Annotated in this window: 23 protein-coding genes; 11 read left to right on the top strand and 12 right to left on the bottom strand. The window is 60.9% G+C overall.

The annotated features are described in order from the left end of the window. Positions 1–101: 101 nt before the first annotated feature. Genes DT23_RS16445 through DT23_RS16435 form a run of 3 tightly spaced genes read left to right on the top strand, consistent with a single transcriptional unit; the run spans position 102 to position 2,155 of the window. Positions 102–770 (top strand): COQ9 family protein, encoded by a 669-nt coding sequence (locus DT23_RS16445; RefSeq protein WP_038133006.1) that lies wholly within the window; start codon positions 102–104, stop codon positions 768–770. Continuing rightward, a complete protein-coding gene (locus DT23_RS16440) occupies positions 770–1,762 on the top strand; it encodes an NAD(P)H-quinone oxidoreductase (RefSeq protein ID WP_038133004.1) in 993 nt (330 codons plus the stop codon). Before DT23_RS16445 ends, DT23_RS16440 begins: the two co-directional genes overlap by 1 nt. A gap of 21 nt (positions 1,763–1,783) precedes the next feature. After that, entirely contained in the window at positions 1,784–2,155 is a 372-nt protein-coding gene (locus tag DT23_RS16435; RefSeq protein WP_038133003.1) for a SpoIIAA family protein, read from the top strand. On the opposite strand, the gene DT23_RS16430 is transcribed toward DT23_RS16435, so the two are convergent. Then, positions 2,152–2,790, bottom strand: a complete 639-nt coding sequence (locus DT23_RS16430; RefSeq protein WP_038133001.1) for a ribonuclease T2 family protein — start codon at positions 2,788–2,790, stop codon at positions 2,152–2,154. The two genes, DT23_RS16435 and DT23_RS16430, sit on opposite strands and share 4 nt — an antisense overlap. Positions 2,791–2,922: 132 nt before the next feature. On the opposite strand from DT23_RS16430, the gene DT23_RS16425 reads away from it, so the two are divergent. Next, on the top strand, positions 2,923–3,681 hold the full coding sequence (locus DT23_RS16425) for a DUF1013 domain-containing protein (RefSeq protein ID WP_038133128.1): 759 nt from the start codon (positions 2,923–2,925) through the stop codon (positions 3,679–3,681). A 92-nt stretch (positions 3,682–3,773) separates the two neighbouring features. Here the strand turns inward: DT23_RS16425 and DT23_RS16420 are convergent, their stop codons facing one another. The 3 genes from DT23_RS16420 to ubiA all read right to left on the bottom strand — a co-directional run bounded on the left by DT23_RS16420 (position 3,774) and on the right by ubiA (position 7,209). Beyond that, complete coding sequence (locus DT23_RS16420) at positions 3,774–4,100, bottom strand: hypothetical protein (RefSeq protein WP_038132999.1); 327 nt, start codon at positions 4,098–4,100, stop codon at positions 3,774–3,776. An 11-nt stretch (positions 4,101–4,111) separates the two neighbouring features. Then, positions 4,112–6,148 carry an OmpA family protein gene (locus DT23_RS16415; protein ID WP_051697379.1) on the bottom strand — a complete coding sequence of 679 codons (2,037 nt, stop codon included), beginning with the start codon at positions 6,146–6,148 and terminating at the stop codon, positions 4,112–4,114. Between the two features lie 77 nt (positions 6,149–6,225). Continuing rightward, positions 6,226–7,209 (bottom strand): 4-hydroxybenzoate octaprenyltransferase, encoded by a 984-nt coding sequence (gene ubiA / locus DT23_RS16410; protein WP_038132997.1) that lies wholly within the window; start codon positions 7,207–7,209, stop codon positions 6,226–6,228. Positions 7,210–7,221: 12 nt separating this feature from the next. On the opposite strand from ubiA, the gene DT23_RS16405 reads away from it, so the two are divergent. The 3 genes from DT23_RS16405 to DT23_RS16395 all read left to right on the top strand — a co-directional run bounded on the left by DT23_RS16405 (position 7,222) and on the right by DT23_RS16395 (position 9,916). Then, positions 7,222–7,947 (top strand): 16S rRNA (uracil(1498)-N(3))-methyltransferase, encoded by a 726-nt coding sequence (locus DT23_RS16405; protein WP_038132993.1) that lies wholly within the window; start codon positions 7,222–7,224, stop codon positions 7,945–7,947. Then, positions 7,944–8,477 carry a hypothetical protein gene (locus DT23_RS16400; protein WP_038132991.1) on the top strand — a complete coding sequence of 178 codons (534 nt, stop codon included), beginning with the start codon at positions 7,944–7,946 and terminating at the stop codon, positions 8,475–8,477. The genes DT23_RS16405 and DT23_RS16400 overlap by 4 nt, the downstream gene beginning before the upstream one ends. A 68-nt stretch (positions 8,478–8,545) precedes the next feature. Next, positions 8,546–9,916, top strand: coding sequence for a glutamate--cysteine ligase (locus tag DT23_RS16395; protein WP_038132989.1), 1,371 nt, complete (start codon positions 8,546–8,548; stop codon positions 9,914–9,916). Positions 9,917–10,000: 84 nt separating this feature from the next. Here the strand turns inward: DT23_RS16395 and DT23_RS16390 are convergent, their stop codons facing one another. The 6 genes from DT23_RS16390 to DT23_RS16365 all read right to left on the bottom strand — a co-directional run bounded on the left by DT23_RS16390 (position 10,001) and on the right by DT23_RS16365 (position 15,659). Further along, a complete protein-coding gene (locus tag DT23_RS16390) occupies positions 10,001–10,846 on the bottom strand; it encodes an alpha/beta fold hydrolase (protein ID WP_038132987.1) in 846 nt (281 codons plus the stop codon). Then, entirely contained in the window at positions 10,843–11,913 is a 1,071-nt protein-coding gene (locus DT23_RS16385; RefSeq protein WP_038132985.1) for a branched-chain amino acid ABC transporter permease, read from the bottom strand. The genes DT23_RS16390 and DT23_RS16385 overlap by 4 nt, the downstream gene beginning before the upstream one ends. A 9-nt stretch (positions 11,914–11,922) precedes the next feature. Further along, complete coding sequence (locus DT23_RS16380; protein WP_038132984.1) at positions 11,923–12,912, bottom strand: branched-chain amino acid ABC transporter permease; 990 nt, start codon at positions 12,910–12,912, stop codon at positions 11,923–11,925. 11 nt (positions 12,913–12,923) lie between these two features. After that, a complete protein-coding gene (locus DT23_RS16375) occupies positions 12,924–13,628 on the bottom strand; it encodes an ABC transporter ATP-binding protein (protein WP_038132981.1) in 705 nt (234 codons plus the stop codon). Next, positions 13,625–14,383 (bottom strand): ABC transporter ATP-binding protein, encoded by a 759-nt coding sequence (locus tag DT23_RS16370; RefSeq protein ID WP_038132980.1) that lies wholly within the window; start codon positions 14,381–14,383, stop codon positions 13,625–13,627. The genes DT23_RS16375 and DT23_RS16370 overlap by 4 nt, the downstream gene beginning before the upstream one ends. Positions 14,384–14,459: 76 nt before the next feature. Continuing rightward, positions 14,460–15,659 (bottom strand): substrate-binding domain-containing protein, encoded by a 1,200-nt coding sequence (locus tag DT23_RS16365; RefSeq protein ID WP_038132979.1) that lies wholly within the window; start codon positions 15,657–15,659, stop codon positions 14,460–14,462. A 123-nt stretch (positions 15,660–15,782) separates the two neighbouring features. On the opposite strand from DT23_RS16365, the gene DT23_RS16360 reads away from it, so the two are divergent. Both DT23_RS16360 and rnr read left to right on the top strand, forming a co-directional pair. Continuing rightward, entirely contained in the window at positions 15,783–16,487 is a 705-nt protein-coding gene (locus DT23_RS16360; RefSeq protein WP_338064228.1) for a LuxR C-terminal-related transcriptional regulator, read from the top strand. Between the two features lie 58 nt (positions 16,488–16,545). Continuing rightward, positions 16,546–18,819, top strand: a complete 2,274-nt coding sequence (gene rnr, locus DT23_RS16355; RefSeq protein ID WP_038132976.1) for a ribonuclease R — start codon at positions 16,546–16,548, stop codon at positions 18,817–18,819. Between the two features lie 3 nt (positions 18,820–18,822). On the opposite strand, the gene DT23_RS16350 is transcribed toward rnr, so the two are convergent. Beyond that, positions 18,823–20,421: a phospholipase D-like domain-containing protein gene (locus DT23_RS16350; RefSeq protein ID WP_051697378.1), complete on the bottom strand. Its 1,599-nt coding sequence runs from the start codon at positions 20,419–20,421 to the stop codon at positions 18,823–18,825. 192 nt (positions 20,422–20,613) lie between these two features. On the opposite strand from DT23_RS16350, the gene DT23_RS16345 reads away from it, so the two are divergent. Then, positions 20,614–20,955: a hypothetical protein gene (locus DT23_RS16345; protein ID WP_038132974.1), complete on the top strand. Its 342-nt coding sequence runs from the start codon at positions 20,614–20,616 to the stop codon at positions 20,953–20,955. Between the two features lie 75 nt (positions 20,956–21,030). Here the strand turns inward: DT23_RS16345 and DT23_RS16340 are convergent, their stop codons facing one another. After that, a complete protein-coding gene (locus DT23_RS16340; protein WP_038133122.1) occupies positions 21,031–22,629 on the bottom strand; it encodes a phosphoenolpyruvate carboxykinase in 1,599 nt (532 codons plus the stop codon). Between the two features lie 344 nt (positions 22,630–22,973). Here DT23_RS16340 and DT23_RS16335 point away from each other — a divergent pair, with 344 nt between their 5' ends. Next, positions 22,974–23,675: a response regulator transcription factor gene (locus tag DT23_RS16335; RefSeq protein ID WP_038132973.1), complete on the top strand. Its 702-nt coding sequence runs from the start codon at positions 22,974–22,976 to the stop codon at positions 23,673–23,675. Positions 23,676–23,685: the final 10 nt, after the last annotated feature.

Raw genomic sequence — 23,685 nt, 5'->3', positions numbered from 1 at the left:
GTGTCACCACCTTCCTAAGTTAGAGTTGCAGTTGCTTGCAGGAGCGCCCCATATAGGGGGGAAAGGCTGGCTTGTCTACTGCCGCCAACGGAGGAAACGCGATGAAAAACGATCATATCGACATAGACCGCGCCCGCGCCGAGCTATTATCCGCGATCAAGCCCCACGTGCCCTTTGATGGCTGGTCCGAGCCCTCGTTTCGCGCTGCGGTGGCGGATCTGGGAATCGATTCGGGGCTGGCGCGCGTGATCTGCCCGCGTGGGGCGGTTGATCTGGCGGTTGAATATCACCGCGCAGGCGATGCGCTGATGCTGGAAAAGGTGGCCAAGGCAGACCTGTCGGGGATGAAATTTCGCGACCGGATCGCTACGGCGGTGCGCTTTCGTCTTGAGGTGAGCGATCCTGAACTCGTGCGGCGCGGGGCTGCGGTATTTGCGTTGCCTCAGAATGCCGCGACCAGTTCCAAGTTGGTTTGGGAGACCTGCGACAAGATCTGGCGGGCTTTGGGCGATCAAAGCGAAGATTACAATTGGTATTCCAAGCGGCTCACGCTGTCGGGCGTCTATTCGTCGACTGTTCTTTATTGGATGGGCGACACAAGTGACGATCACGCCGAGACCTGGGAGTTCCTCGATCGCCGCATTGAGGGCGTGATGCAATTCGAAAAAGTGAAGGGAAAGCTGTTGAAATTGCCCTTCGCGACGCAAATCCTAGGAACGATCCGTGCGCCAAAACCGCGCGACGACATGCCGGGAAAGGAGGCGCGCTGATGGAGCTGCCCGAACAGATGCGCTGCGTAGAAATCACCGAAGCTGGCGGGCCGGATGTCTTGGTTCAGGGCGCGCGCGCCGTGCCGGTGCCGCGTCACGGCGAGATCCTGATCGAAGTGGCCTATGCTGGCGTCAATCGGCCCGATGCGCTGCAACGCGCGGGGGCTTATCGCGCCCCGCCCGGTGCGTCCGATTTGCCGGGGTTGGAATGTTCGGGTCGTGTCGCGGCGCTTGGTTCGGGCGTCACGCAATGGGCGGTGGGCGATGCGGTTTGCGCGCTGCTGCCCGGTGGCGGCTATGCCGATTACGCGACATGTCCGGCAGAGCATGCGCTGCCTGTGCCCGCTGGTCTTGATCTGAAATCGGCGGCATGCCTGCCCGAGACCTGCTTCACCGTCTGGTCCAATGTGGTGATGCGCGGCGGGCTTAAGGCGGGTGAGCGGTTCTTGGTGCATGGCGGTTCCAGCGGCATCGGCACCACCGCGATCCAGATTGCCAAGGCGCTGGGTGCGCGGGTGTTCACCACGGCGGGCAGCCCCGAGAAATGCGCCGCCTGCGAGGAATTGGGTGCGACCGCGATCAACTACAAAACCGGCGATTTCGTCGATGTGCTGCGCGCAGAAGGCGGTGCCGATCTGATCCTAGACATGGTTGGCGGCAGCTATATTGCGCGCAATATCAAGGCGATGGCGGATGATGGGCGGATGGTGATGATCGCCTTTCTCGAGGGCCCCAAGGCCGAGATCAATTTCGCGCAGGTGATGATGCGCCGCCTGACGATCACCGGATCGACGCTGCGCCCGCAATCAGACGCCGCCAAGGCTGCAATTGCAGCGCAACTGCGCGAGCATGTCTGGCCGATGATCAGCGCGGGCAAGCTGCGGGTGATCCATGACAGCGCCTATCCGCTGGCACAGGCGGCGACGGCGCATGCGCGCATGGAATCAAGCCAGCATATCGGCAAGATCGTGCTGGAAGTAGCCGGCGGCTGACCCCGCCAAAGGAGGTGAATGATGAGCGATGGATTCAAGATTCTCGACGGATTTCCCGACCCCGTTCTGGCCGTCGAAGCCATCGGCAAGGTCGATGCGCAGGCCTATGAAACGGTGCTGATCCCGGCGATTGAAGACAAGCTTTCGGCGCTGGGCAAGATCAAGCTGCTCTATATCATCGGCGACAGTTTCGACGGGTTCACGCTGGGCGCGGCTTGGGATGACACCAAGGTCGGGCTGACGCATCTGGGCGATTTCAGCAAAATTGCACTGGTGAGCGATGTCGAATGGATCAGGCTGGGGATGCGGGCGTTTGCACCGATGATTCCCGGAGAGATGCGGTTGTTTTCGCTCGCCGAGCGGCAGCAGGCCGAGGATTGGATCGCGGCCTAGCGCACCTTTTCCATCAATGCGCCGCTGAGGCTGCAATCGCGGATCGTGTCTGCGCCACAGCGGCGCGGGCTGAGGTCTTTGCGCAAGCAAACGCGGACCTCTTGGATGCGGCCCTGTTTGCAGGTGATCGTGACCTCATCCGCATGCAGGTCGGGATTTGATTCCAGAAATGCCTGCTCCACCACCTTGGCGGGCAGTTTCACATCGCGGTTCAGATGGGCGAAAACCGGGGGAATCACCACGCTGTCATAGGCTTTGCGCGCGGTTTCGAAATACTGGCTGGCGGACAACCCCGCGCAGCGCCCGTGTTTTTTCCACTGATACCAAGCGGTGCCGGGCGCCCCCATGATATCCTCCATCGCCGCCGTTTGTGCCTTGGAGGGATCGCGCGCTACGGTATGGCAATAGCTGGGCCAGCCGGTTTCGTTTTGCGGCCAAAGCCCATGCAGAACAAACGAGAAATCGTTGCGCGCGTCACATTGAGGCGAGTGGCGCGCATCGCCGGTGGTGGCGCACCAAGTGGGCGACCAGCTCAGCGACAGCACATAATAGTCGAAATTTCCCGCCTTCTCACCATCGGCATGGGCGAGCGTCGCGCTTAGGATCAGGGTAACAGCTAGAACAATGGCTTTCATTTTCTCTTTTCTCCGGACGCGCAAACGACTATATGGGCCTCAATTCCCCTTCCAGAAATGGACCGCGGCAGGGAACGTCCTTCGCCGCAGCCGGTTTCTCGGCCCGGGAGAGATATGTAAAGGATGGCCGCGATGACGAACAAGCCCCTCATGGCAAAGGCCACCGCCGTGTGGCTGGTGGACAATACAACGCTCACCTTCAAACAGGTCGCGGATTTCTGCGGCATGCACGAGCTTGAGGTGCAAGGCATTGCCGATGGCGATGTGGCTGTTGGCGTGAAAGGGCAAGACCCCGTTGCCGCAAACCAGCTTGAGCAAGCCGAAATCGACAAGGCCGAGGCGGACCCGCTGTATAAGCTGAAGTTGAAATTCAACGCCGCCGCTGTGGGCGAAGATAAACGCCGCGGCCCGCGCTACACGCCGCTGTCCAAGCGTCAGGATCGCCCGAACGCGATTTTGTGGCTGGTGAAGTTCCACCCCGAACTGGCTGATGCGCAGATCGCACGCCTTGTGGGGACGACCAAGCCGACGATCCAGTCGATCCGCGAGCGCACGCATTGGAACATCCAAAGCATGACACCGATTGATCCGGTCGCGCTGGGCCTGTGTCGCCAGAGCGAACTGGATGGCGAAGTGCAGAAAGCGGCCAAGAAAGCGTCGGCTGAAGGCGTGATGAGCGATGACGAGCGGCGCAAACTGGTCTCGACCGAGCAGTCCTTGGGCATGCCCGACGAGCCGCGCTTGCCGACTGCGATTGCGGGGCTTGAGAACTTCACCTCGTCCGATCTCAAGGATGAGAACGAGGACGACAACAAAGACTTCTCGAATGCCGACAGCTTCTTCAACCTTCCCGAGGATAATGAAGGCGACGAGGATGACGACAAGAAATAAGGCGCTCCTGCGCTGATATGGAAAAGGCCGCTCCCTCGGGGGCGGCCTTTTGCGTGGGTGGGATGGTGTCGCTTTAGGGCGCGTTGGCGTCCTCAGGCCTGCTGCATCCGCTCGATATAGGCGCGCAACTCCTCGGCCTCGTGGCGGGCGTCGCGTAGGCCATCCATTGCGGCGCGCAGCTCTGCCTCGGATTGGTTGAGCTGCGTGCTCAACTCCGCCTCGCGATTCTCGTAATAGGCCAATGTCTGATCGCGGTTTTCTTCGGCGTCATGCAGGGCCTGCGCCATCTGTTCCAACTCGCCCATATCCGCGCGGCTGACGCGGGTCAGGCGATGGATCAACCACGAGGCAAACCAGCCAAGCGCGAAGGCCACAAAGAGGATGATTGCGGTGGCAAAAACGAATTCGGTTCTGTTCATATCCTGTCCTCTTAACCCTTCTTGTCCAGATCCGCGGGGCGGTTGCGGGGGCGTGGTGTATCGGTTTGTGGCGTCTCGACCGGTATCGTTTCCGAACTGGCGGCGTCGGGCTGTGCCTCTTGCGCAGCGGGAACGCCATCATCGCCCGGAGCAGCTGCCCCATCATCTGTTATCGACCCGTTCCATTGCGGCTCGGCGGTATCGGTGCCTAGGGCGCTGTCATCCAGACCGTTATCCACAGGCTTTTCATCCAGCAGCACAAATTCGATCCGGCGGTTTTGTTCGCGCCCGGCTTCGGTGTCGTTGGTGGCGATGGGTTGGTCCTCGCCGTAGCCTTTCGCGACCAGATTGCCGGTCAGAACGCCACGATCCAGCAGCCCATGCAGAACCGCTTGCGCGCGCGCTTGGGAAAGCTGCAAGTTCATCTCGGCGCGGCCCTGATTGTCGGTATAGCCATCCACTTCCATGCGGAAATCGGTGCAGTTTTTCATCGCCGCCGCCAGCGCGTCCAGTGCTTTGACGCTATCTTCTGACACCTGAGCCGAGCCCGGATCAAAGTTGATCTTGGCCTTGGCCAGCGACCCGTTCAGGCGGCTGACACATTCCTTGCCATCGGGCAGCGCCAGTTTCTCGTCCAGCCGCTTGTCATATTTCACTTGCAGGTCCATCTGCACATCTTCGCCGAGTTGCCCCGTCAACAAACGCGCGATCTTGTCAGAGGCCTGCGCATCGCCGGTCGTGCCTTTCACGCTGATCTGTTTTGCGGTCACAACCAGCGTGCCGTCATGCAGCATCGTCAGCGCCTCAAGACCGGCCAAGGTGCGCACCGGCCAACCTGCGGGCAACGCCGCATCGACCCGCGTAGCGCCGTGGACCTGATCGTGACCAAACTGAGCGCGGGCATAGCTTTCGACCGCGTCGCGTTGGCGCGCATCCAGAACGCGCCCCTTCAGGGTCACGCTGCCCTTGCCGTCACGGATCGCGCTGAATTGCGCCTCTGCGGCCTTTGCCGTGGCGCTGGGTTCCAATGTTGCCTTAAGCGAGAACGCCGCGGGCAGGTTGGATTCCAACTCGCCCACCACATCGTCAAAGGTTTTCTGATCGACCGTGGGTTTCACATCCAGAACGATATCCGCATCCGAGAAGGTGACACTCCCGGCGCCAAGTTGCCCCAGCGAGGTGATCGCCATGCTCGCGGCCTTGGCCCAATCGGTCGAGGGCACACCCATCCCGACGGTGCAGCTAAGCGTGCCTTTCGCACCAGCCGCGCGGGCCGCTGCCAGGATTTGATCGCGCGCTTTGTCGGTATCGGCGGAACAGGCATCGAAATGCGGGCCGTCCGCGTCGATCAAAAACCGCAACGTAAACGGCGTGATCACCGGACGGGGTGCGGAAATATCATAATCAAGTTTAAGGTCGGCGGGGCGGCGACGTGCCAGCGAGGTCTCGACGCGGCCTTGTTCGGTCGCGCTGTCGGTGATCGCCTCGACCGAAACCTTGCCAGCTTGCACCGACACCTTGGAACGCGGCAGCGTCTCCAGCGTGCTCAGGCCGAATTTCATCGCCTTGTCCCAACCCGTAGGCACGGGATAATCCGCAGATTCCAGCAAATCGGTCACGCCGCCATCGCCGGCAACTTTTTTCAGGCTTTCAACAATCGCCTTGCGATCAACTGATGCCGGCACCAGCCCGATCAGCGAAATCCCGTTTTCATTGCGCAGCATCTGCATGGAAAACGGCGGCGGGCTAAGCGCTGCGGTGTTTTCGACATCGGTATTGTCCACAACGCGCGAGCTATCAACATATTTGTCGGCCAATGCGACGGCGCGAAAACGCTCTGCCTCGGTGGGGGCGGTGCCGTTCAGGATGACCTGTAAACCGTCGGTCTGGACTTGCATCCAGCCGTGGTCTTGGGTCTCCATCGCGAGGCGCACCTCGGATTTCGTACGTTTTTCGATCACGGTGGCAGAGCCACCTGCGATCACCATCGACAAGATCAGGGCAATAACAAAAGCCGCAATGGTCATGAACGTGCTGCGCGAGCGCATCTGTCAATTCTCCTCCCCGCCGGACTTGGTCGCACATCCTTTACGGCGCGGGGGGCCGGGGATCAATCACAAGGGTTCTACACGATTGCGCCAATGGCAAGAAACAGCGCGCCCAGCAGCCCCGTGTTGCGATTGGCACGAAACAGATCAAGGCAAATATCGGGGTTGTCGATGTCAAGATTACGCATCTGCCACAGCATATGCCAGCCCATCGCCCAAGGTGCACACAGCGACAGCGCCAGACGCAGCGGACCGGCATTGGGCAACAGCGCCATCAGCACCGCGATGCTCATCAGCGAGACCGAGGCGATCAGAAACCCGCCTAGCCATTTTGCGCTATCATCGCCAAACAGCCGTGCGGTGGATTTCACCCCGATCAGCGCATCGTCTTCTTTGTCCTGATGGGCGTAGATCGTGTCGTAAAACAGCGTCCATACCAGACCCGAAAGATACAGCAGCACCGGCGGCCAGGACAGCGAACCGGTATGCGCTACCCAAGCCAGCAGCGCGCCCCAGTTGAACGCAATGCCAAGGAAAACCTGCGGCCACCAGGTGAAGCGCTTGGCAAACGGATAGATCGCAACCGGCGCAAGTGAGACGATCCCCAGCAAGATCGCGGGGGCGTTAAAGGTCAGCAGGATCGAAAAGGAAATCAACGCCTGAAGCGCGAGCCAGACCAGCGCGGCCTTGACGCTGACCTGCCCCGAGGGGATCGGGCGCGACCGGGTGCGCGCCACGCCCGCGTCGATCTTGCGGTCGGTGATGTCGTTCCACGTGCAGCCCGCGCCGCGCATCAGAAACGCGCCAATCGCGCAGCCCACCGCCAGCCACAGATCACGCCAGATGAACCCGCCGGTATGCGCGGCGGCCAGCGCAATTCCCCACCAGCAGGGCAGCAACAGCAACCACGTTCCAATCGGGCGATCTGCGCGGCTAAGTCGCAGATAGGGGCGCGACCACGCAGGCGCAATCCGGTCCACCCAATTGCCCCGATAAGCATCGGCAACCGTTCCGGTGCTGTCAGGATGTGCCGCCTCTGGCGTTTCGGTTTTTCCGCTCATAAAGTCCGCCCTATGGAACGTGCCAAGATCAGACTCTGTGTAGAGCACCCGCTGGGCGCGGGGCAAGCCGTGCCGCTTGACCCCGATCAGGCGCATTACCTTTTCGTGGTGATGCGGCTGGAAAAAGGTGCCCGCGTGGCGCTGTTTAACGGGCGCGATGGCGAATGGACCGCCGAGGTGGCCGAGGCGCATAAAAAGCGCGGTATCCTCGTCTGTGTCGCGCAGGCCGCGCCGCAGCTTGATCCGCCCGATCTTTGGCTGATCTTTGCGCCGATCAAAAAAGAGCGCACCGATTTCATCGTCGAAAAGGCGACCGAACTGGGCTGCGCGCGCATCCTGCCGATGCAAAGCGAGTTCACCAATTCCGCTCGTATCCGCCAAGATCGCCTGCAAGCGCACGCCCGCGAGGCCGCCGAGCAATGCCTTGGCACCTTCGTCCCGCCGGTCGAGGATTTGCAGCCGCTGTCCAAGCTGCTGAGCGGCTGGGATACATCACGCCGCATCCTGTGGGCTGATGAGGCGCTGGTCGGTCCGGCGGAAACGCTTGCCAGCCTGCCACCCGGACCGTGGGCGATCCTGATCGGGCCAGAGGGCGGTTTTTCCCCGTCCGAGCGCGCCAAGCTGCGCGACCTGCCTTTCGTCACCCCGATCAGCCTTGGCCCGCGCATTTTGCGCGCCGATACAGCGGTCTGCGCGGCCATCACCCTTTGGCAAATCGGCATCGGGGACTGGCAGTGATCCGCCCCGAAGTGGCGCAAGCCCTGCATCGCTGGCGCGAGGTGATCGCCGCCGCCTGCGTGGTCGTCTTTGGCGGCTGGCTGATCTGGCTCGGGGGCTGGCTGCTGATTCCGCTTGGGGCTGCGGCCTGTGCCATCGGCGTGGCGTTCGCGCTGATCGCCCTGCGCCGCTTACGGTTTGCGCGCGCGGTGGGCGCGCCGGGGCTGGTCGAGGTGGTCGAGGGGCGGGTGTCTTATTTCGCGGCGTCGCGTGCCCGCGCGATTGGCGGCCCTGATAGCGCCGCGCCCCAAGGCATGGGCGGTGAGATGGCGCTGCGCGAGCTGGCCGAGATCCGTTTGCTGCATCTGTCGGGGCGGCAATACTGGCGCTTGCGCACGATAGGCGGCGAAGCGCTGCTGATCCCGCTTGAGGCCGCGGGGGCCGATACGCTCTATGATGCCTTTGCCAGCCTGCCCGGCATTGACATGGGCGCGCTGTCTTCGGCGCTGGATCGGCCCCTGACCGCACAGAGCCTGTGGAGTCGTAAATAGGTTTCGCGCTTGACTTGCAGCCTAGGTCGCGCCACCTGTTCCCTCCTGAATTTAACCGCGAGGCTTTCATGTCCATTCCGCAAGAGGGCGGCGGCCCGATCGAAAGATACGAGCAGCTGGCCGAATATCTGGCCTCGGGCGAGAAGCCGCGCGATGATTGGCGCATCGGCACCGAGCACGAGAAGTTTGGCTATTGCGCCAATAAACAACTGCCGCTGCCTTACGAGGGCCCGTGCTCGATCCAAGCGATGCTGGAAGGGTTGCGCGACGGCTTTGGCTGGGCGCCCGTGCTTGAGCAGGGCAACATCATCGGGCTAGAGCGCGATGGCGCCAATGTCAGCCTTGAACCCGGTGGCCAGTTGGAGCTTTCGGGTGGTCCGCTTGAGACGATCCACCAAACCTGTGACGAGGTGAACGAGCATCTGCGCGAAGTGCAAGAGGTCGCGGATAAGATCGGTGCGCGGTTTATCGGCTTGGGCGCCGCCCCGATCTGGAGCCAGGACCAGATGCCGATGATGCCCAAGGGGCGCTATCGGTTGATGACGGATTACATGGATGACGTGGGCACACTGGGTAAGCAGATGATGTATCGCACCTGCACGGTTCAGGTGAATCTCGATTTCTCATCTGAAGCCGATATGGTGAAAAAAATGCGCGTGGCGCTGGCGTTGCAGCCTGTTGCGACGGCGCTGTTTGCCAATTCTCCCTTCTTGGATGGCAAGCCCAATGGCATGAAATCCTGGCGCAGCCATATTTGGCAAAACCTTGATGATGCACGCACCGGCATGTTGCCTTTCATGTTCGAAGAGAGCGCGGGTTATGACGCCTATGTCGAGTATGTTCTCGATGTGCCGATGTATTTTGTCTACCGTAATGGCAAGTATATCAACGCTTTGGGGCAATCCTTCCGCGATTTCCTGAAGGGCGAATTGCCTGCACTGCCGGGGGAAAAACCCACGCTCAGCGATTGGGCCGATCACCTCACCACCGTCTTCCCCGAGGCGCGCACCAAGAAATATATCGAGATGCGTGGGGCCGATGGTGGGCCGTGGCGGCGTCTATGTGCGCTGCCCGCATTCTGGGTCGGGCTGCTGTATGATCAAAGCGCGCTCGATGCGGCTTGGGACTTGGTGAAAGACTGGGATCACGAAACCCGCGAGGGCCTGCGCAAGGTGGCGGCTGTCGATGCGCTGCAAGGCGAGTTTGGCGGTGTTAATCTGCACGATCTGGCGCGTGAAACCGTGGCGATTGCGAAATCGGGCTTGGCGGCGCGAGCACGTCCCGGCGCAGGTGGCATGATTTCGGATGAGACCCATTTCCTCAACGCGCTTGAGGAATCGGTGGAAACCGGTCGCGTCCCTGCCGATGAGTTGCTGGAGAAATACCACGGCGAATGGAATGGCGATCTCAGCCGGATCTACGAGGAATACAGCTACTAAGGCGGACGTTCCTAAGCGGGGCGGGGCCTAAGCCCGGCCCGCTTTTCCAATGCAATGCACCCCGCACCTGTGAGGTGCGTCGACCTAGCCCGCCAGATCGCAAAGAACCTGCTTCACGGTGGCGATTGCCCTCGGCTGGCTGAGGCTTGGGGCATGACCACAATCGTCGAACAAGGTGAGGCCGGGCTTCGGCCCGTAGGTCTGCATCCTAGCGGCAATGTCTTGCGTCAAAAGATCGGATTGCGCGCCGCGAAACAGATGCATCGGCGTGGCGATTGTCTCGTATTGATCCCAGGTGAAGAAATCCTCGGGATGAACCTCGAACTGACGTACAATGCGCGGATCATAGTGCAGTGTCAGACTGCCATCGTCCCGACGACGAACAGAGGTTTCGGCCATGCGCTGCCAGAAAACATCCTCGGCTGGACCGAAAGGAAGGTAAACCTGCCGCAGCCGCGCCTCAGCCTCGGCCACCGTCGCAAAGACCGGCGGGGTGCCGGTATAGGCGAGGATGCGGTCGATTGCAGGTTGCGGCAGTTCCGGCCCAATATCGTTGACGATCAGCGACTTAAGGCGCGGCGCTTGCGGCCCCGAGGCGATACGCATGCCAATAATCCCGCCCATCGAGGTGTCCAGCCAAGCGGTCTGCTCAATCCCGAGCGCATCAAGCAGCGCCAGCGCCTGACCTGCATAGGCGTCAAGACAATAGTCAGCATCAGGATTGCGCGCCCAACTTGAGAACCCGCGCCCGATCGTATCCGGACAAATCACGCGCCAGTGCTCTGACAGCCCCGCCGCGAGTTCGTCGAAGTCGCGCCCGGTGCGGGCAAGACCGTGCCAAAGCACTAGCGCTGGAGCGTCCGGGGCGCCCCACTCGGTGATATGGATTTCATGATCGGGGATCGCGATAAAGCGGGATCCGGGGGTCATTTGCGTGTCTCCCGGCCAGCAAGGGTGCCCGCAATTCCAGCGGGAAAGAAATAGACGAGCAGAATGAACACGATTCCCAGCCACAAGAGCCAGCGGTCGGGGTTCAGCAGGTCAGGCAGAAGCGGTAGGCCAGCCAGCGCATCGGATGCCGCCTGCATCAAGTCACGCAGGTAGTATTGCGCCATGACAAGCGCCGCGGCCCCGATGACTGCCCCCCACATCGTCCCCATGCCACCGATCACCACCATCAGCAGGATGTCGACCATGATTTCAAAGCTCAGGGTCGTGTCGGGGCCGGTATATTGCAGCCATGTCGCATAGAGCACGCCCGCCAGTGCCGCCATCACCGCAGTGAAGCCGAAGACAAAGGTGCGGTATGCTACGACGCGATAGCCCAGTGCCTCGGCGCGCGCCTCGTTCTCGCGGATGGCCTTGAGTACCGTGCCAAGAGGCGAGACGGTGACGCGCAGCAAGATCAGATAAAGGACAAGCGATCCGCCAAAAATGAAATAATAGGCCGCAATTTTGCCATCCATCCGCACCCCGAAAAATCGCGCGGTCCGCCCGGTGGCGTCATGAAAAAGCGCGGTCGCGGGGCTGAAAAGGTCGGGCGCTGAATAGGTCACGCCGTCCTCGCCCCCCGTCAGGTTCGAAAGCTGCGAGGCCAACACCAGCGCAACCGAGGCGACGGCGAGGGTGACCATGGCAAAGAAGATCGCCTTCACCCGCAGCGACAAAAGCGCGATTAGAACCGCCAAGACCAGCGCCGCGAGAACACCCGCCGCGCCCCCAAGGATCAGCGCGCTCCAACTTGCGTCATGCTGCGCCAAGGCGATCCCCACGCCATAAGCGCCAAGGCCGAAGAACATCGTATGCGCGAAGCTGACGATACCGGTGTAGCCAATCAGCAAATCGTAGCTGGCCACCAGCACGATGAAAACGCAGATCCGGGCGGCGACCTCAATCGCGCGCACGCCGGGGAACAGAAAGGGCGCGAATAAAAGGGCGACGCCAATCCCCAAAACGATCAGCCGGACGCTCCAGCCGCCAATGCCAAGCCGTGCCATATGCGCCCCCTATTTCACTGCGGGGCGAAGCCCGTTGGGCCGCCACATCAAGATCACCATCATCAACACCATATTTGATGCCAGCGCCGCCTTGGGCATGAGAAAGCCCACATAATTGTCGATCAGCCCGACCATCAGCGCCCCCAAAAGCGTGCCCTCAATCGACCCTAGCCCGCCAATAATCACCACGATGAAAACCACGATCATCATCTGCGCCCCAAGCGTTGGCGAGATCAACTGCTGGTATCCCGCCCACATCGCTCCCCCCATCGCGGCCAGCGCCGAGCCCAGCATAAAGACCCCGATAAACAGCCGGCCAACGCGAAAGCCCAGCGCCTCGACCATCTCGCGGTTCTCGACACCTGCGCGCACCAGAAGGCCCACGCGGGTCCGATTGAGAAGCAGGTAGAGTGCTGCGTAGACCATCACGCCAAGGACCACGGCGAAAATGCGGTAGGTCTCGATCGAGACGTTGCCCCAGACGAATGAGCCCTGCAGGAACCTCGGGCGCGCCACGTTCAGCGGCGAGCCGCCCCAGATCACGAAGATCAGCTGCTCGATCACGATCAGCGCGCCTATGGTGATCAGGATCTGGCGCAAGTGATCGCGATAGACCGGGCGGATGATGATCCTCTCAAACAGGAAGCCCCCAATCAGCCCGAACAGCACCGCAACGCCGATCGCAAGCATCAGGGCCGCAAGGTTCAGCACCCAGCTTTCCGAACCCAGCCAGCCCGACATATGGGCCAGCACCGTGGCCGCTACAAAGGCACCAAGCGAGGCAAAGGCGGAATGGCCGAAGTTCAGCACATCCATCAGCCCGAAGACGAGGCTCAGCCCCGAGGCCATCAGGAATAGCATCATCCCCATCGCAAGCCCCGCGATGGTCAGCGTCAGCCAGACCGAGGGCGATCCGATCAGCCCGAACGCGATCAGGGCCAGCACGAGCGGCAGCAGATTCACGTTGCCGAGGCGATTGAGCGTTTGGTTCATGGTCATCCTTGTTTCCCTCACACCGACAGGCTCAGCAGGCGGGTCTGCAATTCGGTATCCTCGGCGAAGGCCTCGATTGAGCCGGTATGCACGATGCGCCCGTCCTCGATCACCGCCATGTCGCGCCCCAGCGCGCGCGCGAATTCGAAATTCTGCTCGACCAGCAGGATCGTGGTGTCTCGGGCGATTTCCTGGAATGCCTCGGCCATGGCGTCGACGATGGCGGGGGCAAGCCCTTTGGTCGGCTCGTCGATCAGGATCAGCGCCCGTGGCTCGATGATCGCGCGCGCGACCGCCAGCATCTGCTTTTGCCCGCCCGAAAGCCCACCCGCAGCGGTGTTCCAGAATGTCTTGAGCGCAGGGAACAGATCAAAGATCCAGTCCAGTCGCGCACTATCGAATTGCCCGCGTGCCGTGGCGAGTGTCATGTTTTCGGCCACAGTGAGGGCGCGAAAGATGCCCATATCCTCGGGCACGAAGGCCACGCCCTTGCGCGCGATGACCGAGGTGTGCAGCCCGCTAATTTCCGTATCGCGAAACCGCACCGATCCGGCATGGGGCGTCCAAAACCCCATGATCGTGCGCAGCGTCGTCGTTTTGCCCGCGCCATTGCGCCCGAGCAGGACAAAAACACCGCCCTCGGGGACTGTGAAACTGACCTCGTGGAGCACGTTGTAGCGCCCGATGCGGGTTTCGATGCCGTTGAGTTCAAGCGCGTTCATGCCGCCCCCCGCTTGCCGAGATAGACCTCTCGCACGAGGTCCGAGGCCATGACCTCGGCTGGCTTGCCATCCGCCAGCAACGTGCCGTTATGCAGCACGATAATCCGGTCGGCGAGCGCGCGCACCACGTCCATCTTGTGCTCGACCAACAGCACGGTGCGGCTGCGGTCTTTCTTGATCTCGGCAATCAGGTCCAGCACGTCGGGCGCATGATCAAGCGACATTCCCGCAGTGGGCTCGTCGAACATAAAAACATCAGGCTCCATCGCCAGCAAAAGCGCGACCTCAAGCTTGCGCTGGTCGCCATGTGACAGGGCCGAGGCGGGCTGATGCGCGACCTCGGTCAGGCGGGTTTGCGCGAGATAACCCTCGGCCTGCTCGATCAGCTCGCGATGGCCAGAGGCGCGGCGCAGGAACTGCCGCCCGACGCCGGATCGCGCCTGCACCGCAAGGCGGATATTTTCCAGCACGCTCAGCTCGGGGAAAAGATTGGTCAGTTGAAAGGCGCGCCCGACGCCCGCCCGCGCACGGCCCGATGGAGCAAGGCGTCCAATGTCGCGCCCATCCTTTAGCACCTGCCCGGAACTTGCGCGCAACTGGCCCGAAATCAGATTGAAATACGTCGTCTTACCTGCGCCATTCGGCCCGACGATCACGGTCAACTCGCCGGGATGAAACGCGCAGCTTACGGCGTTCACCGCGACATGACCGCCAAAACGGATCGTCAGATCACGAGTCTCCAACGAGGGGGGCATCGCGTTGTCTCCTGCCGTTCGTGCCGGCCGCCCCATGGGCGAGGCGGCCAAGACTTGGGATATTTACTTCGCGAGATCAGTTTTTGTCTTCGCGCCCGACGGGGATGTCCATCTCGGAGGGTTTGATGACCCGCACAAGTTCGGGCACGGCCCATTTGACGTTCGGATCGACCTTGATCTTAAAGGCATACATGTCTTGCATGGCCTGATGATCCGAGGCGCGGAAAGTCATCTCGCCTTTGGGCGTGTCCCAACTCATCCCCGCCATCGTCTTGATCAAGTCGTCGGTCTTGAGCGAGGGGCTCTCTTTGAGCGCCTTCACGACCGCCAGCGCTGCTGCCATACCGCCCGCAGTAAAGAAGTCGGGCGGCGTGCCAAAGCGTTTCTCATGCTCTGTCACCAGCCAGTCGTTGATCGGGTTTTTCGGGATGCCGTAGTAATAATAGGTCGCGCCCAGCATACCCGGGACCGCCTTGTAAGACACCATCGCGGGCAGGATGTTACCCCCCGCCGACAGCTCAATACCATAGCGGCCCGGATCCATCCCAGCGATCTTGCTGAGCGGATCACTGCCGCCTGCGACATAGATCAGGATCACTTTGCGGCCCGGCTTGTCCTTGAGCGCCGCGAACATGCGCTGTGCCGCAGCGGTATAGTCCGTGGTTTTGAGCGGGACGTATTCCTCATCGACAACCGTTGCCCCGGTGTCTTTCAGCGCCGATTTGAACGCCGCGATTCCGTCGCGTCCGAAGGAATAGTCCTGCGCCAGTGTCGCGACATAAAGATCCTTGTCGGGGTTCAGCGAAAGCGCCTGCGCCTGCATGTCCTGCGACGAGTTTCGCGAGGTTTTGAAGACGTAGCGATTGGACTCTTTGCCCGTCAGCGAATCCGCCACCGCCGGCTCCACGAGCAGGATCCGCTTGTATTGCTTGGCGATTGGCAGCATCGCCTTGGTCACGCCCGACGAGGTGCCGCCGACCGCGATAAGTGCGTCATCGTCGCCATAAGCCTCGGCCAGCACGGCACGCGCGACATCGGGCTTGAACTGGGTGTCTTTGTGGATCAGCTCGATCTTGTGACCGTTCACTTCCATCGTGTTGTTGGTCGCGTATTCGAGACCCATTTCAAAGCCGGTCTCATCCTGCTTTGAATAGGCATCCAGACTGGACCCCGAAGTGCCGTGGATGAGCGCGATCTTAACTGTGTCGGCAAGCACCGGCGCGGCGAAAAGCGCCGCAGCCAAGGCACCGCCGAGAAGGCGGATCGAAGTTTTCATGGTTTCTCCTCCCTATGTCGACACAGTCAAGTGCGTTGTGCCGTGCCCGGTTATCGACTAATTCTTTCATCGGCCAATTCCGGTCGCGAAATGTTGGCAGAGGGCGTTCGCCCGGGCAAGATCGTGGAAATACCTAAACAGCCCCAGTCTTCCGCCGCCGACGATGCCTTTGCGCGCGGTGAATTTGCGGCGCTCGGCTTTATGGAGGCACCGATAGGTCTGGTGATCACCGAGAACCGGGTGATCCGGGCCTGCAACCGGACCTTCGCTGCTATGTTCGGCTACACGGTTGAGGAACTGCGCGACCAGAGTTTTGCCATGCTTTATCTGTCCGAGCAGGAATTTGCGCAGATCCGCGACAAAGGCGTGAAGGAATTGCGCGAAAAGAACCGCTATTGGGACGAACGCATCATGGCGCGCAAGGATGGCGCGCAGTTTTGGTGCCGTGTGCGCGGGCGCACCTTCACCCCCGACAGTCCCCTGATGCGCGCCGTCTGGAGCTTTGCCGATCTGTCCGAGCAGCGCCCTGTGCAACCGCTCACGCCGCGCGAACGTCAGGTGATCATGCTTCTGGGCGAGGGCGACACATCCAAAGAGATCGCGCGCAAGCTCGACATCTCGCACCGCACGGTCGAATTGCACCGCGCCAGCCTGCTGCGCAAATACAACGCCGCCAACGTGGCGCAGCTTTTGATGGCGCTGGGCGGCCTTCCGGGCACAGCTTGTAGGCGCATTTTACGGTATATAGTGTCGGTCTTTTCGGGTAGACGTGACGAGCAGGGCGCATCCAGCAGCCCTTGTGTTCCGGCTGAAAATCAATGTGTCTGACGCCGAACCTCGCGTTTTCCCCGCGTGACGCCCCGAACAGCCCATGCTAGGCAGAGCCATGAGCAAATCCACCCCCATCCCATCGCGCCAAGAGATTCTCGATTGGCTGAACGACAATCCCGGCCAAAGCGGCAAGCGTGATATCGCGCGCGCCTTTGGTGTGTCGGGCCAGGCCAAGATCGAACTCAAGCGGATCTTGCGCGAAATGCAGGCCGAGGGGTTGATCGAAAAGCGCAGCCGCAAGTTCCGCGATCCGGACAGTCTGCCACCCGTTACGGTGCTGCGGATGCTGCGCGAGGATGCCTCGGGCGATCAATGGGCCGAGCCTGCGGAATGGTCGGGCGAGGGGCCTGCGCCTGCGGTGTTGTTCGTGTCCAAACAGGGCGAGCCGGCCCTTGCGCAAGGTGATCGCATCCTCGGCCGGCTGACCCCGGTTGAGGGCGAAAGCTATGGCTATCAAGCGCGCCTCATTCGCAAGATCGGCGAGGCGGCCCATCGCATTCTTGGGGTGTTTCGTAAATCCACGGAAGGCGGGCGGATCATGCCCATCGACAAGGGGCTGGCGAACGAATGGCAGGTGCCTGCCTCGGCAACTTTGGGTGCCAAGGATGGCGAACTTGTCGAGGCCGAGCAGACCGGCCCGCGTGGGCGCATGGGCCTGCCCAAGGCGCGCGTGATCGAGGTGCTGGGCGATCCGGGCGCGCCGCGTGCCGTTTCGCTGATCGCGATCCATCAGCACGGCATCCCCGATGATTTCCCCGACGCCGTCGTGGCCGAGGCCGATGCGGCCAAACCCGCGACGCTGGACGGGCGCGAGGATCTGACCGAGCTGCCATTTATCACCATCGACCCCGCGGATGCGCGCGACCGCGATGACGCCTGTCTGGTGATCCCCGATGATGATCCGAAAAACGAAGGCGGGCATCTGCTGTGGGTCGCGATTGCCGATGTCGCCCATTACGTCACGCCGGGATCGGAACTGGATCGCGAGGCGCGTAAGCGCGGCAATTCCAGCTATTTCCCCGACCGCGTGGTGCCGATGCTGCCAGATAGCTTGTCGGGCGATCTGTGCTCGCTGCATGAAAACGTGGATCGTGCGGTTCTGGCTGTGCGAATGAAGATCGACTCCTTCGGGCGCAAGATCAGCCACCGATTTACGCGCGGGATGATCCGCTCGGTCGCGTCGCTGGAATATGCGCAGGTGCAGGCAGCGCAAGATGGCACCCCTGATGAGAAGACCGAGGATCTGGTCGAGGATGTGATCGCGCCGATCTACGCCTGCTATCAATCCCTGCTGCATGCGCGTGCGCAGCGCCAGCCGCTGGAACTGGAACTGCCCGAGCGTCAGATCGTGATCGGTGAGGATGGCAAGGTCGCCTCGATCCAGTTCAAAGAGCGTCTTGATGCGCATAAGCTGATCGAGGAATTCATGGTGCTGGCCAATGTCGCCGCCGCCGAGGAGCTCGAACGGCTCAAGCGCCCGTTGCTGTATCGCGTGCACGAAGAACCCAGCCTTGAAAAGATCGAGGCGCTGCGCGAAGTGGCGCAGGCGTCGGGCTTTACGCTGGCCAAGGGGCAGGTGCTCAAGACCGCGCATCTCAACAATCTGCTCAGCCAATCCGAGGGCAGCGAGTTCGACGAGCTGCTTAACATGACCACGCTGCGCTCGATGACGCAGGCCTATTACTACCCGCAGAATTTCGGGCATTTCGGCCTTGCGCTGCGCTCTTACGCGCATTTCACCTCGCCGATCCGGCGCTATTCCGACCTGATCGTGCATCGCGCGCTGATCGCCGGGCATGGCTGGGGCAAGGACGGGCTGAGCGCGTGGGATATCGAGCATCTTGAAGAGACCGCCAAGCAGATTTCCGATACCGAACGGCGCTCGATGGCGGCGGAACGCGACACCACCGATCGTTACCTCGCCGCTTACCTAAGCGAGCGTGTGGGCAGCGAATTTACGGGCCGGATCGCGGGCGTGCAGAAATTTGGCGCGTTCGTGCGGCTGGATGAGACAGGGGCCGATGGGCTGATCCCGATCCGCGAAATCGGGCGCGAGTTCTTCCATTACGACCGCGATGCGCAGGAATTGGTGGGCGCGGAAACCGGGCTGACGATCAAGCCGGGATTGCGCGTCACCGTGCGCTTGGCCGAGGCCGTGCCGATCACCGGTGGGCTGATGTTGGAACTGCTAGAGGTCGAGGGGCAGAACATGCCCTCGGGCAAGCGCAAGGGGCGTCGTCCCGGCACCAAACCGCCGCGTAAAGTGGCGCGCGGAGCATCAAAAAAACGCGCGATTGCACGCAAGGTCAAACGCACGCGCAAACCCTGATCGCTACAGCATCCATTCAATCGGCAGCCGCTGCGCAATCGCTAAAAACACGCGATGCGTCCAGGGCACGCCGGGTTCGCTTTTTAGCTCGGGCTGGCCGGGGCGCGACCAACGCAGCTGTTGCGCCCGACTCAGCCGCACCCGCCACGCCCGTTCGGGGATGAACTGCGCGAAACTGTCCGAGATTTGCGTCGCGATTTCCGGCGCAGAAATCACCACGCCGAGTTCGGTATTGAGCCGCATCGAACGCGGATCAAGGTTGAACGAGCCGATGAACACCCGCGCGCGGTCCACGGCAAAAACCTTGGCATGCAGCTTGTTGCGCGAGAACGGCGACGTGCCCTTGATCGCGCTGCCCATGAATTGCCCCGGACGCATGCCGCGCGCGTGTTCGGCCTCGGCAACGGGGGCGTATTCGTAAATCTCAAGCCCGGCGCGCAGCATCGCGCGGCGGCGATGTGCATAGCCCGAATGCACGATCGGTACATCCGTTGCAGCGTAGGAATTCGTAAGCACCTTGATCGTCACGCCGGTGCGCGCAATCCGGCGCAAAAACCGCACGCCGTTGCGCGTTGGCACAAGATAGGGCGTGATCAGCAGCAGTTCCTGCGCTGGCTGACCCAGCGCACGGATCAGATATTGCCACAGCAATTTGCGCCCACGCAGCATGCCGCGAATTTTGGCAGGATGATCATAGATCAACTGGGCTTCGGCCAAGATCACCTTTGTCTTTGCGTCAAGGATCGCATGCGCGCGCTCGCGCGTTTGCAGGGTGTCGCGATATCTGCTGGCCTCGGGGGCAGACAAGCGCAACTCCTCGTCTTGCAAAAGCGCTTTGGCTTCGGTCTCGGGGCAAGTGCCCAGCATCAATTCCGCCGGGATTGCCAGTTGCGCGTTCCAATACAGGTCGAACTGCTCACCGATGGTTTCAATGATCGGGCCGGCGACCGCCACATCCATGTCCATATACAAGCCGGTTTCCGAATCCGGGTCGAAATAGTCTTCGCCGATATTACGCCCGCCCAAGATCGCGATACGACCATCCGCGACCATCGCCTTATTGTGCATCCGTCGATTGAGGCGGCGAAAATCCGACAGATAGCCCAGCACGCGGGCCCGCCGGATCGGAAACGGGTTGAACAGCCGCACGTCGATACCCGGCATCTGGTCAAGCGCGGCCAAGGTCCGGTCCATTCCGGCGGTGCCGTTGTCATCAATCAACAGCCGCACGCGCACGCCCCGCGCCGCCGCCTTGCGCACCGCCCGCAGCATCAACGCGCCTGCCGTATCATTTTGCCAGATGTAATATTGCAGATCGAGCGAGACCTCGGCGGCGGCAATAAGTTCAAGCCGTGCCGCAAGCGCATCCACCGGATCAGCCAGCAGTTGCACTGCCGATTTATCCTTGGGGGCCTTGGCCAGACGCGATTGCAAAGCGCGCGCAATCACACCGCTTTCGGGCGCGATCCGGGTTTGTGCCGCGGCAAAAGGGCCACGTGGACGGCGATGCGAGAGCCGCGCAACCAGCAGCGTGAGCGCGATCAAGATGATCACGCCCGCAAGTATGGCCCAAAGGACCAGATGAATCAGGTCTTGCTCCATTGTGGGTTCAATGTAGGCGGATCAACGCATTAGGGAAGTGTGGGCTGAAGATAGCCATGGTAGGGGCGCGCGCCGATACAGCCAATTCATATCTCGGAGATATGCTTTTTCTGCATAGCAGCATGAACTGGACAAAATCTTGTGAGCACGCCACATGCCGCAACAGGGAGCAGCGATATTTTAGGAGAGATCATGAAACGCGCCATCTCTTGGGGTGTCTGTGCCCTGTCATTGTTTGTAACGCCCGCCATTGCTCAAGCTGGTAGCGTTGAAAAACTCAAGCTCGGCGAAAGCAAGGTTCTCGCCAGCTATATTGGCGGCGATTGCGGAGCCCCCGCACCCAGCTTTGAAGCCATCGAAAGCTTCTTGCCCGCGTCCAAGCTGGTGATTTATTCCGACGGTGGCGTTGGCGCGTTTGAAAGCCAGCGTTGCGGCGGCGAGATCGAAGGGCGTCAGGTTCTGGCCACGGCTGTAAAGCCCGGTACGGAAATCAAGATCTTTCAGGCCAAGCGTGTTGGCGTCAAAGTTGACTAAACGCGTTTCCTTGATCTGACATGAAAAAAGGCCGGGCGCAGTGCCCGGCCTTTTCATTTCGCGCGCGCCGCGGGGTTACCCGATTGCGGCGGCTTTCACGTCGTCGTCGATAAAGGGCACATATTGCGCGAAGTTATCGGCGAACATCTGCACCAGTTTGGCCGCTTGCGCGTCATAGGCCGCGCCATCGTCCCAAGTGCGTCGCGGATCAAGCAGCACGTCGGACACGCCAGGCACCGCGACGGGAACCTCAAAGCCGAAATTCGGGTCCTTGCGGAACTCGACATCATGCAGCGATCCGTCCAGCGCCGCCGTTAGCAGGGCGCGGGTCGCCCGGATCGGCATGCGCGAACCGGTGCCGAATGCGCCGCCAGTCCAGCCGGTATTGACCAGCCAGCACGACGCGTTGGTGTCGTGGATCTTCTCTTGCAGCAGCTTGCCGTAAACCTCGGGGCGGCGCGGCATGAAGGGCGCACCAAAGCAGGTCGAGAAGGTCGGCAACGGCTCGGTCACGCCCACTTCGGTGCCCGGTGTCTTCGAGGTGAAGCCCGACAGGAAGTGATACATCGCCTGCGCCGGCGTCAAACGCGCGATCGGCGGCAATACACCATAAGCATCACAGGTCAGCATGATGACGTTTTTCGGCTGCCCACCCAGGGACGTCGGCGACGCGTTCGAGATATAGTGCAGCGGATAGGCGCAACGCATGTTGTCGGTCAGCGAGTTATCCTCGAAGTCGAGTTCCAGCGTTTCGGGATCAAACACCATGTTTTCAACTACGGTACCGAACATCGAGCAGGTCGCGTAGATTTCCGGCTCGGCTTCTTTGCTCAGATTGATCGTCTTAGCGTAGCAGCCACCTTCAAAGTTGAAGATGCCTTTTTCCGACCAGCCATGTTCGTCATCGCCAATCAGGATGCGAGAGGGATCCGCCGAAAGCGTCGTCTTACCGGTACCCGAGAGGCCAAAGAATACGGCGGCGTCATCGGGATCGCCAATTGCGTGATTGGCCGAGCAATGCATCGCCATCACGTCCTTGCCGGGCAGGATGTAGTTGAGCAGCGTGAAGACGCCCTTCTTGTTCTCGCCTGCGTAGGCCGTGTTGCCGATCAGGATGACCTTTTTGTCGAAGTTCAGCGCAACCACCGTTTCAGAGCGACAACCATGGCGCGCGGGATCGGCCTTAAAGCTGGGGCAGTTGATGATCGTCCACTCGGGGGCGAAGCTGTCCAGTTCGGCGCGCTCGGGGCGGCGCAGCATGGTGCGCAGGAACAGCCCGTGCCATGCCAGTTCGGCGACAAGACGCACGTCAAGGCGATGCTCGGGGTCGGCGCCGCCGTACAGGTCTTCGACGAACATGTCGCGACCTTTGAGGTGGGTTAGCATGTCGGCATAGAGGCGATCAAAGGCCTCTGCCTCCATCGGCTGGTTGTTTTCCCACCAGATCGTGTCTTCCACGCTGGGCGTGCGCACAACGAATTTATCCTTCGGCGAGCGCCCGGAATGAACGCCAGTGGTGCAGTAAAATGCGCCGCCTTTGCCCAACGTGCCCTCATTGCGCTTGATCGCTTCTTCGATCAGGGCTGGTTCCAGCAGGTTGTAATAGACATTTCCCAGACCTTCGATTCCTTGGTCCTCAAGGCGTTTCGCCGGGTTTACACGTCCTATGTCCATTTTTTCGCTCCCCATGCCGTCATACGGCGTTCATTGGGTTCCTCCCGGCATCCCGGGGCCTCGGGGTGCCGATCCAAGTAAGAATGTTACCCGAATGGGTCGCCTATAGCATGACTATTTCAAGATGGAACAGGAAGCATTGCCACAGTTAGCGCAACCATCCTTGGGTTTAGCGCCACCATCGCGGAAACTTGCCCACAGGTGAGGCAAATTAGTCAAACCTTCGGTTTTTTCGGCTCAGATGATTCGGGAAACGGGTATGATTCGCACATCTTGGTTGATTTGCGTCCGTCAAATGCAGATGATGTGGCTAATAACAAAAGAGCAAAAATGAGGGAACGGGCATGTCAAGGATCGCTCTGGTCGATGATGATCGCAATATTCTGACTTCGGTGTCGATGACACTTGAGGCCGAGGGATACGAGGTCGAGACCTATAATGATGGACAGGCCGCATTCGACGCGTTTAACAAACGCCTTCCGGATATGGCCGTGTTGGATATCAAGATGCCGCGGATGGATGGCATGGAACTGCTGCAGAAGCTGCGCCAGAAAACCGCGATGCCGGTGATCTTCCTGACTTCCAAAGATGATGAGATTGACGAAGTTCTGGGCCTGCGCATGGGCGCGGATGATTACGTCAAAAAGCCGTTCTCGCAGCGTCTTTTGGTCGAACGAATCCGCGCGCTGCTACGTCGTCAGGATGCAATCAGCACCGGCGAAGTTGCCACCACCGAAGAGACCAAAGTCTTGGTGCGCGGCGCGCTGGAAATGGATCCGCTGCGCCATGCTGTGACTTGGAAAGGCAAGGACGTCACGCTGACCGTGACCGAGTTCCTGCTGCTTCAGGCGCTGGCACAACGGCCCGGTTTTGTGAAGTCGCGCGATCAGTTGATGGATGTGGCCTATGATGATCAGGTCTATGTCGATGACCGCACGATCGATAGTCATATCAAGCGTTTGCGCAAAAAAATGCGCAGTGCTGACGATGAGTTTTCGGCCATCGAGACGCTTTACGGCATCGGCTACCGCTATAATGAAGAGTGATGTGACATCA

The sequence above is a fragment of the Thioclava indica genome (genome assembly GCF_000714545.1).
Taxonomy (GTDB): Bacteria; Pseudomonadota; Alphaproteobacteria; order Rhodobacterales; family Rhodobacteraceae; genus Thioclava; species Thioclava indica.
The sequence above is the reverse complement of the archived record's forward strand: the minus strand, read 5'-3'. Positions and strand labels throughout refer to the sequence as shown.

Bases quoted from the DNA above. Each gene is read 5' to 3' on its own strand.
- DT23_RS16370 (WP_038132980.1), bottom strand. From the start codon at position 14,383: ATGCCCCCCTCGTTGGAGACTCGTGATCTGACGATCCGTTTTGGCGGT.
- DT23_RS16375 (WP_038132981.1), bottom strand. From the start codon at position 13,628: ATGAACGCGCTTGAACTCAACGGCATCGAAACCCGCATCGGGCGCTAC.
- DT23_RS16335 (WP_038132973.1), top strand. From the start codon at position 22,974: ATGTCAAGGATCGCTCTGGTCGATGATGATCGCAATATTCTGACTTCG.
- DT23_RS16440 (WP_038133004.1), top strand. From the start codon at position 770: ATGGAGCTGCCCGAACAGATGCGCTGCGTAGAAATCACCGAAGCTGGC.
- DT23_RS16425 (WP_038133128.1), top strand. From the start codon at position 2,923: ATGACGAACAAGCCCCTCATGGCAAAGGCCACCGCCGTGTGGCTGGTG.
- rnr (WP_038132976.1), top strand. From the start codon at position 16,546: ATGAGCAAATCCACCCCCATCCCATCGCGCCAAGAGATTCTCGATTGG.
- DT23_RS16350 (WP_051697378.1), bottom strand. From the start codon at position 20,421: ATGGAGCAAGACCTGATTCATCTGGTCCTTTGGGCCATACTTGCGGGC.
- DT23_RS16405 (WP_038132993.1), top strand. From the start codon at position 7,222: ATGGAACGTGCCAAGATCAGACTCTGTGTAGAGCACCCGCTGGGCGCG.
- DT23_RS16445 (WP_038133006.1), top strand. From the start codon at position 102: ATGAAAAACGATCATATCGACATAGACCGCGCCCGCGCCGAGCTATTA.
- DT23_RS16380 (WP_038132984.1), bottom strand. From the start codon at position 12,912: ATGACCATGAACCAAACGCTCAATCGCCTCGGCAACGTGAATCTGCTG.
- ubiA (WP_038132997.1), bottom strand. From the start codon at position 7,209: ATGAGCGGAAAAACCGAAACGCCAGAGGCGGCACATCCTGACAGCACC.
- DT23_RS16435 (WP_038133003.1), top strand. From the start codon at position 1,784: ATGAGCGATGGATTCAAGATTCTCGACGGATTTCCCGACCCCGTTCTG.
- DT23_RS16365 (WP_038132979.1), bottom strand. From the start codon at position 15,659: ATGAAAACTTCGATCCGCCTTCTCGGCGGTGCCTTGGCTGCGGCGCTT.
- DT23_RS16420 (WP_038132999.1), bottom strand. From the start codon at position 4,100: ATGAACAGAACCGAATTCGTTTTTGCCACCGCAATCATCCTCTTTGTG.
- DT23_RS16430 (WP_038133001.1), bottom strand. From the start codon at position 2,790: ATGAAAGCCATTGTTCTAGCTGTTACCCTGATCCTAAGCGCGACGCTC.
- DT23_RS16345 (WP_038132974.1), top strand. From the start codon at position 20,614: ATGAAACGCGCCATCTCTTGGGGTGTCTGTGCCCTGTCATTGTTTGTA.
- DT23_RS16415 (WP_051697379.1), bottom strand. From the start codon at position 6,148: ATGCGCTCGCGCAGCACGTTCATGACCATTGCGGCTTTTGTTATTGCC.
- DT23_RS16385 (WP_038132985.1), bottom strand. From the start codon at position 11,913: ATGGCACGGCTTGGCATTGGCGGCTGGAGCGTCCGGCTGATCGTTTTG.
- DT23_RS16340 (WP_038133122.1), bottom strand. From the start codon at position 22,629: ATGGACATAGGACGTGTAAACCCGGCGAAACGCCTTGAGGACCAAGGA.
- DT23_RS16395 (WP_038132989.1), top strand. From the start codon at position 8,546: ATGTCCATTCCGCAAGAGGGCGGCGGCCCGATCGAAAGATACGAGCAG.
- DT23_RS16390 (WP_038132987.1), bottom strand. From the start codon at position 10,846: ATGACCCCCGGATCCCGCTTTATCGCGATCCCCGATCATGAAATCCAT.